Source organism: Jannaschia halovivens, assembly GCF_046452375.1.
Taxonomy (GTDB): Bacteria; Pseudomonadota; Alphaproteobacteria; order Rhodobacterales; family Rhodobacteraceae; genus Jannaschia; species Jannaschia halovivens.
This window is the reverse complement of sequence record NZ_JBKFDJ010000001.1, coordinates 2,523,252-2,535,268: the sequence shown is the minus strand read 5'-3', so window position 1 is coordinate 2,535,268 and position 12,017 is coordinate 2,523,252. Positions and strand designations below refer to the sequence as shown.

At 68.6% G+C, this 12,017-nt stretch carries 11 protein-coding genes; 7 read left to right on the top strand and 4 right to left on the bottom strand.

The features are described from left to right. Positions 1-23: 23 nt before the first annotated feature. Together accD and ACK8OR_RS12810 are read right to left on the bottom strand one after the other, a co-directional pair. Positions 24-965, bottom strand: coding sequence for an acetyl-CoA carboxylase, carboxyltransferase subunit beta (accD, locus tag ACK8OR_RS12815; RefSeq protein ID WP_298438106.1), 942 nt, complete (start codon positions 963-965; stop codon positions 24-26). Between the two features lie 60 nt (positions 966-1,025). After that, positions 1,026-1,973 carry a CPBP family intramembrane glutamic endopeptidase gene (locus tag ACK8OR_RS12810; protein WP_410189769.1) on the bottom strand — a complete coding sequence of 316 codons (948 nt, stop codon included), beginning with the start codon at positions 1,971-1,973 and terminating at the stop codon, positions 1,026-1,028. A gap of 122 nt (positions 1,974-2,095) precedes the next feature. Here ACK8OR_RS12810 and ilvD point away from each other — a divergent pair, with 122 nt between their 5' ends. The 4 genes from ilvD to ACK8OR_RS12790 all read left to right on the top strand — a co-directional run bounded on the left by ilvD (position 2,096) and on the right by ACK8OR_RS12790 (position 7,114). Continuing rightward, a complete protein-coding gene (gene ilvD, locus ACK8OR_RS12805) occupies positions 2,096-3,859 on the top strand; it encodes a dihydroxy-acid dehydratase (RefSeq protein ID WP_410189768.1) in 1,764 nt (587 codons plus the stop codon). A gap of 1 nt (position 3,860) precedes the next feature. Then, entirely contained in the window at positions 3,861-4,643 is a 783-nt protein-coding gene (locus ACK8OR_RS12800) for a DUF6478 family protein (protein WP_410189767.1), read from the top strand. 13 nt (positions 4,644-4,656) lie between these two features. Further along, on the top strand, positions 4,657-5,013 hold the full coding sequence (locus ACK8OR_RS12795) for a hypothetical protein (RefSeq protein WP_410189766.1): 357 nt from the start codon (positions 4,657-4,659) through the stop codon (positions 5,011-5,013). 70 nt (positions 5,014-5,083) lie between these two features. Continuing rightward, positions 5,084-7,114: an FAD-dependent oxidoreductase gene (locus ACK8OR_RS12790; RefSeq protein ID WP_410189765.1), complete on the top strand. Its 2,031-nt coding sequence runs from the start codon at positions 5,084-5,086 to the stop codon at positions 7,112-7,114. Between the two features lie 191 nt (positions 7,115-7,305). On the opposite strand, the gene ACK8OR_RS12785 is transcribed toward ACK8OR_RS12790, so the two are convergent. Then, complete coding sequence (locus ACK8OR_RS12785) at positions 7,306-8,541, bottom strand: GAF domain-containing sensor histidine kinase (protein ID WP_410189764.1); 1,236 nt, start codon at positions 8,539-8,541, stop codon at positions 7,306-7,308. A gap of 217 nt (positions 8,542-8,758) precedes the next feature. On the opposite strand from ACK8OR_RS12785, the gene ACK8OR_RS12780 reads away from it, so the two are divergent. From ACK8OR_RS12780 to ACK8OR_RS12770, 3 genes are all read left to right on the top strand, one after another. Beyond that, positions 8,759-9,664 carry a LysR family transcriptional regulator gene (locus ACK8OR_RS12780; RefSeq protein ID WP_298438084.1) on the top strand — a complete coding sequence of 302 codons (906 nt, stop codon included), beginning with the start codon at positions 8,759-8,761 and terminating at the stop codon, positions 9,662-9,664. Between the two features lie 96 nt (positions 9,665-9,760). Beyond that, entirely contained in the window at positions 9,761-10,279 is a 519-nt protein-coding gene (locus ACK8OR_RS12775; protein WP_410189763.1) for a hypothetical protein, read from the top strand. After that, complete coding sequence (locus tag ACK8OR_RS12770) at positions 10,276-10,902, top strand: DUF7002 family protein (protein ID WP_410189762.1); 627 nt, start codon at positions 10,276-10,278, stop codon at positions 10,900-10,902. Before ACK8OR_RS12775 ends, ACK8OR_RS12770 begins: the two co-directional genes overlap by 4 nt. Here ACK8OR_RS12770 and zapE read toward each other — a convergent pair. Further along, entirely contained in the window at positions 10,899-11,942 is a 1,044-nt protein-coding gene (zapE, locus tag ACK8OR_RS12765; protein WP_410189761.1) for a cell division protein ZapE, read from the bottom strand. The genes ACK8OR_RS12770 and zapE overlap by 4 nt on opposite strands. Between the last annotated feature and the right edge of the window lie 75 nt (positions 11,943-12,017).

Sequence of the window (12,017 nt, the reverse complement as noted above, 5' to 3'; positions counted from 1 at the left end):
ATCGCGTGGCCCTGCGCCCCCCGTCAGGCCTTGGTCGCCGCAGGCTCGGGCGCCTCGACGGCGGGCTCGGGCTGGATCGTCTCGATCGGGCGTGGCAGGTCGCCATGCACGACGGGGCCTTGCCCGGTCAGCATGCGCAGGATCGTGGCCAGCTCGTCGCGCATCTGGCCGCGGGGCGTCACCCGGTCGAGCATCCCGTGGTCGAGCAAATACTCGGCCCGCTGGAACCCTTCGGGCAGCGTCTCGCGGATGGTCTGTTCGATGACGCGCGGCCCGGCGAAGCAGATGAGCGCGTTCGGTTCGGCGATCTGGACGTCGCCCAGCATCGCGTAGGAGGCCGTGACCCCGCCCGTCGTCGGATGCGTCAGCACGACGATATAGGGCAGGCCCGCTTCCTTCAGCATCTCGACCGCGACCGTTGTGCGCGGCATCTGCATCAGGCTCAGGATGCCCTCCTGCATGCGCGCGCCGCCCGCGGCGGAGAACAGGACCAGCGGACGCTCCAGCTTCACCGCGCGTTCGGCGGCGGCGATGATCGCGTTGCCGACATACATGCCCATCGATCCGGCCATGAAACCGAAATCCTGCGCGGCGGCGACGATGGGCGTCTTGTGGATCTCACCTTCGGCGACCAGCATCGCCTCGGCCTCCTGCGTGGCCTTCTGTGCGGCCTTGAGCCGTTCGGGGTAGCGCTTTTGGTCGCGGAACTTCAGCGGATCCTCGACCGGGGCAGGCACCGCGACGTCGGTGAAGATGCCACCGTCGAACAGCGCCTCGAACCGCTCGCGCGGGGCGATGTTCATGTGATGGCCGCATGAGGTGCAGACGCGCAGGTTGTCCTTCAGCTCGCGGTGAAACAGCATCGTTCCGCACTCGTCGCACTTGGTCCACAGGTTCTCGGGCACCTCGCGGCGCGAGAACAGGCTGTTGATCTTCGGCCGGACGTAGTTCGAGATCCAGTTCATGCGTGCCCCCTGATTGGCCCCGCCGAGATAGGATGCGCGGCCGGGGAATGCAATTCGCGCTCAGGCGGCGGCCATGCGTCCCCGGCGCGCCAGCCAAAGCCGGATGCAGGCCCAGATGATCACCAGGAGAACCATGTCCTGCAGGATGAGGAACGGCAGCATCTCGAGATCGTCGCCGTCGAAGGGCAGCTTGTAGAGTGCGAGCCCCGACAGCACGTCGTCGAGCGAGATCAGCAGCAGCGCCTGGCAATTGTTGACGAAATGCAGGCCCCAGGCCGCGCCCAGCGATCCGGTGACGCGCACGAGGTCGGCCGTGATCAACCCGACCAGCGTCGTCGCCGCGAAGATCAGCCCGTCATTGGGCGCGAGCGTGCCCGTGCCCCAGAGCGTACCGATGTCGATATGGAGCGATCCGAACATTACCGACGGTACCAGCATCCAGACGATCGGACTGCGGAAGCGCGCGGCGAGCTGGGACTGGAGATAGCCGCGGAACAAGAGCTCTTCCGCCCCGGTCTGGAGCAGGAGCGCCACGAGGACGATGGGCAGGAAAGTCAGGAAGAGGTCGATCGGCGTGGCCGGCACCAGCGTCAGGTCGCCCGCCCCGAGCATCAGCAGTGCCACGAGCCCGACCCCGCCGGTGATCGCGCCGGCCGCGAGGAAGTCCGGCAGCATATGGGCTCCGAACAGGCTGGCGGCCGACCGGCGGTGCAGCCACCGCGCCGCGAGGATCGTGCCCAGCAGCATCCCCGCGAAGGTCGCGAGCGTCGCGACGACGCCCGTCGGTGTCTTACCGATGGCGAAATCGGCGAACCATGTCGGCAGGCCGTTCGGCCCGGCCAACGCCGGATCGCTGGTCGCCATCGCCACGAACGCGGTGCCCGCGATCATCACCACGTAGACCACGGCCCAAGTCAGCATCGCCAGGACGAAGCCCAGGATGATGCGCCAAAGATGCGGTCGCGCCCGTGCGGGGGCTACGAAAGATTCGAACGGAGAGGTCCACATGCTCGATGCCCTCTTATGTTTTTTTCGCGAATCTAGCGACACAAGGCGCTTACGGCAATCGCGCTTGTCCGGGGGGGACGCGGCGTCTATCCGAGGGGGTGCGCGCCGAGGAGGATACGACGATGCTGAAAGCCCCCACCGACAAGACGAACCTGCCCAGCCGGCACGTCACCGAAGGCCCTGCGCGCGCACCGCACCGGTCCTACTTCTACGCGATGGGCCTGGGCGACGAGGAGATCCACCAGCCCTGGGTCGGCGTCGCCACCTGCTGGAACGAGGCCGCGCCCTGCAACATCGCCCTGAACCGGCAGGCGCAGGCCGTGAAGCTGGGCGTCAAGCAGGGCGGCGGCACGCCCCGCGAATTCACGACCATCACCGTCACCGACGGCATCGCCATGGGCCACGAGGGGATGCGCTCGTCACTGGCGTCCCGCGAAGCCATCGCCGACACGGTCGAGCTGACGATGCGCGGGCATTGCTATGACGCCATCGTGGGCCTTGCGGGTTGCGACAAGTCGCTGCCGGGCATGATGATGGCGATGGTCCGGCTGAACACACCGTCGGTCTTCATCTATGGCGGCTCGATCCTGCCGGGCCGCGCGCCCGCGGGGGCCGACATCCCCCAGCAGTATCGCGACCGCGACCTGACCGTGCAGGACATGTTCGAGGCCGTGGGCAACCATCAGGCCGGGAACCTGTCGGACGCCGCGCTGGAAATCCTCGAGCGCGTCGCTTGCCCCAGCGCGGGTGCCTGCGGCGGCCAGTTCACCGCCAACACCATGGCCTGCGTGTCCGAGGCGATCGGGCTGGCGCTGCCGAACTCGTCGGGCGCCCCCGCCCCCTACGAGAGCCGGGACCAGTACTCCATCGCATCCGGCGTCGCCGTGATGAGCCTCATCGAGAAGAACATCCGCGCCCGCGATGTCGTCACGCGCAAGTCGCTCGAGAACGCCGCGCGCGTCGTCGCCTGCACCGGCGGCTCGACAAATGCGGGCCTGCATCTGCCCGCGATCGCGCACGAGGCCGGGATCGATTTCGACTTGGGCGACGTCTGCGACATCTTCCGCGACACGCCCTATTTCGTCGACCTGAAGCCCGGCGGCCAATACGTGGCCAAGGACCTCTACGAGGCGGGCGGCGTGCCGATCGTGATGAAGGAGCTGCGCAAAGCCGGCCTCATCCACGAGGACTGCATGACAGCCACCGGCAAGACCATGGGCGAAGTCATCGACGAGACGCGCGGCGAGGCGGATGGCAAGGTGATCTACCCGGTCGAGACCCCGATCACCAAGACGGGCGGCGTCGTCGGCCTCAAGGGTAACCTCGCGCCCGACGGCGCCATCGTGAAGGTCGCGGGCATGGAGGCGCAGCACCAGCTCTTCACCGGCCCCGCGCGCGTCTTCGAATGCGAGGAAGATGCCTTCGAGGCCGTGAAGGCACGGCAATACGAGGAAGGCGAGGTCATCGTCATCCGCAACGAGGGCCCTGCGGGCGGCCCCGGCATGCGCGAGATGCTGGCCACGACCGCCGCCCTGTCCGGTCAGGGCATGGGCAAGAAGGTCGCGCTCATCACCGACGGCCGCTTTTCCGGCGCGACGCGTGGCTTCTGTGTCGGCCATGTCGGCCCCGAGGCGGCCCATGGCGGCCCCATCGCGATGTTGAAGGATGGCGACGTCATCACGCTTAACGCCATCGAGGGCACGATTTCGGTCGACCTGACGGACGAAGAACTGGAGGCACGGCGCGCCGACTGGTCCGGGCCGCGCAAGACGATCTACGCCTCGGGCGCGTTGTGGAAATACGCGCAGCTCGTCGGCTCGGCCAAGGCCGGCGCCCCGACCCATCCCGGCGGCGCGCAGGAGGCGCACGTCTACATGGACCTGTGACATGGCACCCCGGCTTCCACGCCTGATAGACGCCCTCCGCCGCCAGCGCGCGGCGGATGCGTGGCGCGCGGCGGCCGGGGCGGTCACGACGATGCGGACGACCGATCTGGCCGCGCTGGGCCCCGTGGCCCGCGATGTCGCCGCCCAGGCACGCCGGATCGCCGACGCGTCCGAGGCTCGCATGAAACGCCCCCGGATGGATGAGGACGGCATCGCGCGCCCCGCGCAATGCGACTGGGCGTGGCGGCCGCTGCCGTGGTCCGCGGCGCTCGACCCCGCCTGCATCTCCGGCGCGGCGGGCGGCACGACGCTTGCGCCCGGCATCACGCTCTTTCACGACTGCCCCCTCTCCGAAATCACGCTTCGCCAGCGGCGGAGCACCGATCCGCTGGCCGTTGCCCCCTACGCGCTGTCGCTCGACGCGCTGCGCTTCGACGGGTCGTTCCTGTCGCTCGCGCTCGATTTGCCCCCCGAGGGCGCGACCACGCTCCGGACCAGTCACATCGTCCGCGTCACACTCACCCTCCGCCGCGAGAGGCCGGCCGAGATGTTCGTCCGCCTGAACGTCCGCCACGGTCCGAACACCGAACAGCTCGTCAGCGAGCTCTCCCCCGGCAACCGGCCAGACAGCCCGGTCACCGCCGAATTTGACCTCGGCTTCCAGGAGATCAACCCGACCCGGCTGGAGCATGCCTGGATCGACCTGATCTTCGAGCGGCCCGCGATGAACCGGGTCGATATCGCCGACATGACCGTCACGCGGCGCCCCCGCGCCGACCTCTAGAAGGAGGGATCGCATGGATTGGGTTCTCCACCGCGCCGGGATCGTCGGCGGCACCTATCGCGGTCTGTTGACCGGCGCGGGCGATCCGCCGCCGCTCGAGCTGGTGATCGGCGCGGACGTCACCGGCCACCTGACCCCCGCCCCGGTCGACGGCGGCTGGCAGGTGGAAGCCGAGCTCGACCCGAGCCTTCTGACCGAGGGGACGCGCACCGTCTCGATCCGCACAGGGGACGGCGCGGTGCTCGACCGCGTGACGGTGATTTGCGGCCTCGATGCCGAGACCGACCTGCGCGCCGAACTGGACGCCATGCGCGACGAACTGGACATCCTCAAGCGGTCCTTCCGCGCCCATGTCGCCTCGACCGAATGACCGTCTGACGCCGCGTCCGGCGTGACTTTGCGCGCCGGGCGGCACATCCCCCAACCAGGAGGACGCCCGCATGACCGATTATCCCCGCCTGCTCGAGCCGCTCGATCTCGGCTTCACGACGCTCAGGAACCGCGTGCTGATGGGGTCGATGCATACCGGCCTCGAGGAGACGAAGGACTGGAACCGCGTCGCGACCTTCTATGCCGAACGCGCCGAGGGCGGCGTCGGCCTGATGGTCACCGGCGGCATGTCCCCCAACCGCGAAGGCGGGGTGTTTCCCGGCGCGGCCGGCCTGTTCTCGGACGCCGACATCGCCAACCACCGCACCGTCACCGACCGGGTCCACGACGCGGGCGGCAAGATCGCGATGCAGATCCTCCATGCCGGACGCTACGCCTATTCGCCCGAATGCGTCGCGCCCTCGCCCATCAAGTCGCCGATCTCGCCCTTCCCCCCGAAGGAGTTGGACGAGGACGGTATCGAGAAACAGATCGCCGATATCGCGACCGCCGCCGCCCGCGCCCGCGAGGCCGGGTATGACGGCGTCGAGGTGATGGGGTCCGAGGGGTATTTCCTGAACCAGTTCCTCGTCGAACATACCAACAAGCGAACCGACCGCTGGGGCGACTCGCTCGAGAACCGCCAGCGCCTCCCCGTCGAGGTGGTGCGGCGCGTCCGCGAGGCCGTGGGCGACGATTTCATCCTGATCTACAGGCTGTCGATGATCGACCTCATCCCCAAGGGCCAGACCTGGGACGAGGTCGTGGCGCTGGCCGGCAAGATCGAGGCGGCGGGCGCGACCATCCTCAACACCGGCATCGGCTGGCACGAAGCGCGCATCCCGACCATCGCCACCTCGGTGCCGCGCCGCGCGTTCACCTGGGTCACGAAGAAGCTGATGGGCGAGGTGTCGATCCCCGTCATCACGTCGAACCGGATCAATACGCCCGAGGTGGCCGAAGCCGTGCTCGCCGACGGCTGCGCCGACATGATCTCGATGGCGCGCCCGTTCCTTGCGGATTCGCATTTCGTGGCCAAGGCTGCCGCCGGGCGCGCCGCCGAGATCGCGCCCTGCATCGCCTGCAACCAGGCCTGTCTCGACCATACCTTCGGGGGCAAGATCTCGTCCTGCCTCGTGAACCCGCGCGCCTGCCACGAGACGGAGCTGCGCTACGATCCGGCCGAGACGCCCCGTCATGTCGCCGTCGTCGGCGCCGGTGCGGCGGGCGTCACCGTGGCCATGGTCGCCGCCGAACGGGGTCACCGCGTCACGCTTTGGGACAAGGCCGAGCAGATCGGCGGCCAGCTCAACATGGCCAAGGTGATTCCCGGCAAGGAAGAGTTCGTGGGCCTCGTCGACTGGATGGCGCGCATGGTCGAACACCCGTCAATCGACGTGAGGCTGGGGACCGCGCCGGGTGTCGACGACCTGCGCGCCGCGGACGAGGTGGTGATCGCGACGGGCGTGTCGCCGCGCGACCCCGGCATCGAGGGGCAGGACGGACCGAACGTCCTGAGCTATATCGACGTGCTGCGCGGTGGGGCCGAGGTCGGCGCACGCGTGGCCGTGATCGGTGCGGGCGGGATCGGGTTCGATACCGCCGACTTTCTGACCCATGACGGCGGCGAGAGCACGACCGAGGACCTGGATGCCTGGCTGCGCGAATGGGGCGTGGCCGATCCCGAGGATCATCGCGGCGGGCTGGAGCCCGAGGGCCCGCGACCCGAACCGTCGGCGCGGCATATCACGCTGCTGCAGCGCAAATCCGAGAAGCTGGGCAAGCGGCTGGGCAAGACGACAGGCTGGATCCACCGCGCATCGCTGGCCATGAAGGACGTTCAGATGGTCGGCGGCGTGAATTACGAGCGGATCGTGCCCGAGGGGCTGGAGATCAGCTTCGGCGAGGCGCGCGAGCGGCCGACCCTGATCGAGGCGGATACGATCGTCCTCTGCGCGGGGCAAGTGCCGGAACGCGGCCTTGCGGATGCGCTCGAGGCCGAGGGCATCGCCTGCCACGTCATCGGAGGGGCCGACGTCGCCGCCGAGCTCGACGCCAAGCGCGCCATCGATCAGGGCGCGCGGCTGGCCGCGACCTTCTAGAGCCTTTGGGCGCGACCGCGTCCGTACGAGGTCGGCGCGCTGTCCCCGCCGAGTATGTTCGCAGGGCAGGCGCGGGCCCTTCGGACCCATACGGGACCAGGGCCGCCGAAGGGCATGTCAGGCATGCCGCGTCTCGCAGGTCCGATTAAGGGCCGGCCCGTCGTGTCGCTGCCCGTCGGTGTGCCGGACCATCAAGCCGCCATGCGCCATCCCGGAAGGGTCATCACGACCGAAATGCCGGTGGTCGCGGGCTGGAGGGTCAGCGTGCCGCCATGCAGCTCGGCGATGCGATGCGCGAGCGGCAGACCGAGGCCCAGCCCATCGGTGGCGCGCGTGTGCAGATCGGCGCCGACCGCGAAGGCGGACCAGATCCGGGCCTGCTGGGCGTCGGGGATGCCCGCGCCGTCGTCCTGCACGGTGATCTGGATGCCGGCACTGGGGTCCGTCGTCACGGTCACGACCGCTTGGCCGCCGCCATGAGCCAGCACGTTGTCGAGAAGGCAGGTGATCGCGAGTTCCAGCTTGGCGGCATCGATGAGCGGGCGCGCCTCGCTGTCCGGCAGGTGGAGAACGACCGACGTGCCCCGCGCCGCCGCCAGCCTGCGCATCCGGTCGACGGCCCGCGTGACGAGCATGTCGATCCGCGCTGGCGCCTCGTTCAGCGCCACATCGCCCGAGCGCAATTCGGTAAAGGACAGGATGCTCTCGACGATCGCGCCGAGATGCTCCGTCGATCCCTTGAGGGCGGCGACGATCTCCGCCTCGCCCGGATCGGTGGGCGAAAGGCATTCGGCCAGCCCCATGATGCCGTTGAGCGGCGTCCGCAATTCGTGCCCGATCAGGTCGAGAAACGCGTCCTGCGCCTCGGACGCGATGGCACGGAGGCGGTGGGCATGGGCCGGGTCGGGCTCGAGCGGGACTTCGTAAAAGCGCGCGACCATGCCGGCCAGCGCGTCCAGCTGGGCGATTTGCGATGGCGTTGGAGGATCGTGGGGCACCAGATCGACCGCGCAGACCGTGCCGAGGCAGAAACCCGACGAAAGGATCACCGGCGCGCTGGCCGAGAAGCGCACATGGGGCGGTCCGGCCACGATGGGATGATCGCGGAAGCGAGGGTCGTCATGCGTGTCGCCGGAGACGATCGTTTGGCGCGCGGCCACCGTGTAGGCGCACATCGAATGGGTCCGCGGCGTCCCCTCGAGATCCATGCCGTCGATTCGCAGGAAGCGCTGCTCCTCGCCCGAGATCAGCGAGATGAAGGCCACCGGCGCGTCGAAGATCCTCCGTGCCAGATCGACGACATGGGCAAAGAAGGGATCGTCCGCGCGGCGCGGCAGGTCGAGTTCGGCGATGACATGGCCGCGCGCGCATTCGTTCGCAGGAACGGGATAAGGCGCATCGGCATGGATCGGGGCAGTATCGGACATCCCGGCGAACCCTAGAGCCGCCAGATTGAGGCTTTGTGAATACCGGCGACCAACTGAACCCGAAGGTTAACAACTACTTACCGCCCGGCGCGCGCCACGATCTGCCCCGCTTAAATCCAGAAACAATCCCGTCCGTGACCGACATGAGGCAAGGAAAGGCCGCAATCGGAGGGCATCACTGATGACCAACCAGTATGTTTGCCGAAGGGTCTGCCAAATGGATCGCCTGTCTGAAATGGAAGCTTTTGCCACGGTCGTCGACCAAGGCGGCTTCACCGATGCCGCAAAGAAGCTCGGCATCTCCAAATCCGCCGTCTCGAAGCATGTGTCCTCGCTCGAGACGCGGCTGGGCGCCCGGCTCCTCAATCGCACCACCCGCCGCGTCAGCCCGACGGAAATCGGCTTGGCTTATTACGACCGCGCCCGCCGCGTCTTGAACGACGCGGGCGAGGCAGATGCGCTGGTGACCTCGATGCAGTCGGCCCCCTCGGGCGTGCTGCGGGTGTCGGTCGCCACCGATTTCGGCGTCAATCACCTCAGCCCGATTCTCGGGGGCTTCCTGCACGAATATCCCGACATCACGGTCAACATGGTCCTCAACAACCGCTACGTGGAGCTGATCTCGGAAGGGTTCGACCTCGCGGTGCGGATCGGCGACCTGGAAGACAGCTCCATGCGGGCCCGCAAGCTGGCCGAAACGCACAAGCAGATGATCGCCTCGCCCGAATATCTCGAGGAATATGGTCGCCCGCAGCGGATCGACGACCTCAACGACCACAAGCTTCTGCATTATTCGAACCAGGCCAACGGCTCGGTCTGGAAGCTGACCGCCCCTTCAGGCGAAAAGCGTCAGGTTCGCTCGGCCGGCTGGCTGACCGTGAACGATGGACAGTCGCTCCTGAACGCGGCCTGCAACGGCCTTGGCATCGCGTTCCTGCCGGACTTCCTCTATGCGGACGCCATGAAGGAGGGGAAGCTCGTCCCCGCCATCGAGAACCATGCCCCCGAGGTGCAGGGCGTCTACGCGGTCTATCCTCCGGGCCGCTACACCCAGCCGAAGGTCCGCGCCTTCATCGACTTCCTCGTCGAGAGCTTCCGCGATCGTGGTCCCGGCGACTGGTGATCCCCTCCCTCCGACGTCTTCGGGCCGCCCCCTGCCGGGCGGCCCGCGGCGTTTCCGCGACTTGATCCGGCCCGCGCCCGCGTCGATAGATCGCCCATGATCCGCCTCGTCCTCGCCCTCGCCACTCTCGTCGCGCCTGCCCACGCCGCCACGCACGCGTTCTGCTGGATCGGGTCCGACGGATACCGGATCGAGGGGACGATCTCCTATCCCGACGGTGCGACCGGCATCCTGACCGAAGCCGACATCACCGGGTTCGCGATCACCGGGCTGCGCGGCGACGCCGTGCTGGGCCAGTGGACGTTGGCCGACCGGACGCCCGAGACCGCGTGGACGCTGCGCTTCGACGCGGACCGGCTGGCCTTCCCCATGGGGGGCGAGCCGGCGCAGGGCACCTACCAGGAATGGAACGCCAACGGCTTTGCGGATGATTGCGGAAATCCGGGCTTCGGCTTCAACGGCGGCAACCGGGCGCAGGACATCTGCGTCGACGGAGTCTTCATCGACGAGAGCGGCGTGCCGCCCGCGACCCCGCTCCGGATCTCGCCCGATCCGTCGAACCCCTGCGGCCCGCTGCCGATGTCGTCGCTCTCGCTGCCGCGTCGCCACGGATGACACCCGAGGCCTTCGCCGCACGCATCCCGGTCCTCTGGCGGGTGTCGGAACCCGGATCGGCCGAGGGGATTCGACAGCACGGCCTGCTGACAGCCGGCCAGATCGGCGCACGGACGGGCATCGACATGACGGCCCGTCGCCCGCGTCCCGTGCGGTCGAACCTCCCCGACGGCACGCCGATCACGATCACGGATAACGGCCCTCTGAGCCTCCGGAAGCTGGCGACGAAACTCGATGATGGGCTAACGCCGGAGGCGTGGCTGGCGATGCTCAACGACCGGGTGTTCTTCTGGCCGGATCGCGGCATCGGCGCGAACAACGCGAAGGCGCGGGCCAAGATGGGCCTTGGCGTGGAATGGCACGGCTTCGATACGCGCGCGCTGCTGGGTCCCGTCTGGGACCGCGCCGAGATCGCACCGTTCAACACCGGGGCCACGGTACACGACACGCCGCGCCGCGGACGCGCGACGTTCGCGCCCCTCAAAGGGTTGGACTGGGAGGCGTGGCGACGGGCGCGGCGGGACGCGGGCATCAAGACAGGTCTGGATGTCGTCCGCGAAGTCACCGTGCGGGGCGGCGTGCCCCATGCGGGCGAGGCGCTGATGCAGGTGATCCCCGGCTAGGCCGCGCCCCAGCCCTCGGCTTGCATCTCGCGCAGACGGGACGCGGTGCGTTCGAACTCGAACACGTCCTTGCCCGACAGCGCCTCGGGTTCGGCCTCGGCGCTGACGATCAGGCGCACGCCCGCCTCGTAGAGCGCGTCGATGAGCGTCACGAAGCGCCGCGCTTCGTTGCCATGGGCGCGGTCGAGCACCGGCACGTCGGTCAGGATCAGGACCCGCACCGCGCGCGCCAGTGCGAGGTAGTCCGCCGCCCCCAGGGGCTGGCCGCAGAGCTGCGCGAAGGATGCGCGCGCGACACCGGAGGCGAAGTCGTCCAGCCGCAACTCACGCCCCTTCACCCGCAGCGTGAGCCCCTCGGAGCGTCCATCGGACAGGTCCGCCCAGACCTCGTCCAGCCTGCCGCCGCCGATGAAATAGCTCTGCACCCCGGCCAGCCGACCCTGCCGGTAATCCGTCGGCGCATCGAGATGGTGGACGATCATCCGGGTCTTCACCATCTCGATGAAGGGCAGGAACAGCGCGCGGTTCAGCCCGTCCTTGTAGAGATCGTCCGGTACGCGGTTCGAGGTGGTGACGATATGCACCCCGCCCTCCCATAACTTCTCGAAGAGCCGCCCGACCATCATCGCGTCGGTGATGTCGGTGATCTGCATCTCGTCGAAGCAGAGCACGCGCACGCGGTCGATCACGCCCTCCGCAAAGGGGGCGAGCGCGTCGCGCTGACCGGTGGCGCGGGCTTCGTGCAGGGCCTCGTGCATCTCCTGCATGAAGGCGTGGAAATGGACCCGGCGCGACGGCACCGGCGACGCCTCGTGGAAAAGGTCCATCAGCATCGACTTGCCGCGTCCGACCCCGCCCCAGAGATAGGCACCCATCGGGCCTTCGGGCGCACGGCGGCGCGAGAAGAGGCCGCGCTTCTCCGGCTCGGCCAGCTTGGCGCGGATGCGCTCCAGCACCTCCAGCGCGGCCTCCTGCGCGGGGTCGCGCGACAGGTGGCCATCGGCCACGCGCGCGGCATAGAGGTCGGGAAGCGTCGTCATCCGTCCCGCATCTAGCGCGGCATGGCGCCCCCGTCAGCCCCGTGCGAAGGTCCGGCGGTCGGATGCGGAAGGGGA

What these genes read in the sequence shown, in the direction of transcription:
- accD (WP_298438106.1), bottom strand. Translation starts at nt 965, where the DNA reads ATGAACTGGATCTCGAACTACGTCCGGCCGAAGATCAACAGCCTGTTC.
- ACK8OR_RS12810 (WP_410189769.1), bottom strand. Translation starts at nt 1,973, where the DNA reads ATGTGGACCTCTCCGTTCGAATCTTTCGTAGCCCCCGCACGGGCGCGA.
- ilvD (WP_410189768.1), top strand. Translation starts at nt 2,096, where the DNA reads ATGCTGAAAGCCCCCACCGACAAGACGAACCTGCCCAGCCGGCACGTC.
- ACK8OR_RS12800 (WP_410189767.1), top strand. Translation starts at nt 3,861, where the DNA reads ATGGCACCCCGGCTTCCACGCCTGATAGACGCCCTCCGCCGCCAGCGC.
- ACK8OR_RS12795 (WP_410189766.1), top strand. Translation starts at nt 4,657, where the DNA reads ATGGATTGGGTTCTCCACCGCGCCGGGATCGTCGGCGGCACCTATCGC.
- ACK8OR_RS12790 (WP_410189765.1), top strand. Translation starts at nt 5,084, where the DNA reads ATGACCGATTATCCCCGCCTGCTCGAGCCGCTCGATCTCGGCTTCACG.
- ACK8OR_RS12785 (WP_410189764.1), bottom strand. Translation starts at nt 8,541, where the DNA reads ATGTCCGATACTGCCCCGATCCATGCCGATGCGCCTTATCCCGTTCCT.
- ACK8OR_RS12780 (WP_298438084.1), top strand. Translation starts at nt 8,759, where the DNA reads ATGGATCGCCTGTCTGAAATGGAAGCTTTTGCCACGGTCGTCGACCAA.
- ACK8OR_RS12775 (WP_410189763.1), top strand. Translation starts at nt 9,761, where the DNA reads ATGATCCGCCTCGTCCTCGCCCTCGCCACTCTCGTCGCGCCTGCCCAC.
- ACK8OR_RS12770 (WP_410189762.1), top strand. Translation starts at nt 10,276, where the DNA reads ATGACACCCGAGGCCTTCGCCGCACGCATCCCGGTCCTCTGGCGGGTG.
- zapE (WP_410189761.1), bottom strand. Translation starts at nt 11,942, where the DNA reads ATGACGACGCTTCCCGACCTCTATGCCGCGCGCGTGGCCGATGGCCAC.